This is a genomic window from Ruegeria sp. AI2 (assembly GCF_056541275.1).
The window spans coordinates 1-1,145 of sequence record NZ_JBQFYB010000056.1 but is presented as its reverse complement, the minus strand read 5'-3'; the positions used below and the strand labels follow the sequence as shown (position 1 = coordinate 1,145).

The 1,145-nt window shown below is 59.7% G+C and carries 2 protein-coding genes; both read left to right on the top strand.

The features are described from left to right. Nucleotides 1-643, top strand: a 643-nt coding sequence (locus tag ACR0LL_RS21110) for an MFS transporter (protein ID WP_480589258.1), incomplete at its 5' end; no start/stop codon positions are given. A gap of 66 nt (nucleotides 644-709) precedes the next feature. Next, the coding region (locus ACR0LL_RS21105) for a helix-turn-helix domain-containing protein (RefSeq protein ID WP_480589256.1) at nucleotides 710-1,145 on the top strand (436 nt) is incomplete at its 3' end.

Sequence of the window (1,145 nt, the reverse complement as noted above, 5' to 3'; positions counted from 1 at the left end):
GGAAACAGCGGCCAAAAGTGGTAAGACGCTGTTGCAACAGTTCAGAGAATATCCCGAGCTGCTAATGTCACCGCGGTTCTGGGGATACTCGCTGTCTTCGGCGTTTTCCTCGGGGGCCTTCTTTGCTTATCTCGGGGGTGCGCCGTTTATCGGCACCGAAATGTTTGGCCTGAGCGCTGCCGAAGTCGGGATCTATTTCGGTGCTCCGGCTGTCGGTTACTTTGTTGGTAACTTCGTCAGCGGGCGATACTCCGTTCGCTTTGGTGTGAACAGGATGGTGCTGTGGGGATGCTGGATGAACGCGCTTGGCGTTGCCATATCAGCGGCACTGTTTCTGGCGGGCTATGGATCGGCGCTTATCTTTTTTGGCTTCATGACATTTGTTGGGGTGGGCAATGGCATGACCATTCCAAACGCGACTGCGGGTGCCCTGTCCGTGCGCCCGCATCTGGCTGCGACCGCATCCGGCCTGAGCGGAGCAATCATGCTGGGCGGGGGCGCCGCGCTGAGCGCGTTAGCCGGCGCTCTCTTAACAGTCGAAACGGGTGCGATGCCACTGCTTTGGCTGATGTTGGCAACGGCCGTCTTGGCGATCGCAGCCATCAGTGCAGTCATCTGGCGCGAACGGCAATTGGGACTGTAACACGGCTTGCCCATCAGGGTTTGCAAAGTTAGCTTACGCGTGTTGAATAGTTGCAAAGGCACGCCTATGGCCACCCAAAAGCTCTACGCTGGCGCAAAGCTGCGCGAGATGCGCACGCGCCTGACCCTCACGCAGCGGGAATTTGCTGCGAAACTCGGCGTTTCACTCCCTTACCTGAACCAGATGGAGAACAACAATCGTCCAATCTCGACGACGGTTGTCCTCGCGCTGGCACAGGAATTCGGTATGGATGTGACCGAGCTCAGCACGGGCGATAGCGAACGGCTTGTCTCGGATATGCGCGAAGCGCTGGCGGACCCTGTCTTTGCAGACGCCCTGCCCCCGCTGGCCGATCTGCGCCTGACCGCGTCCAATGCGCCGGCTTTAGCCCGCGCGTTTCTCGAGTTACACCGGACCTATCGCCAGACCCATGAACGTCTGGCCTCGCTCGACGAGGCGCTTGGGCTCGAAGACGCCCGTATCCAGGCCAGCCCGTGGGAAG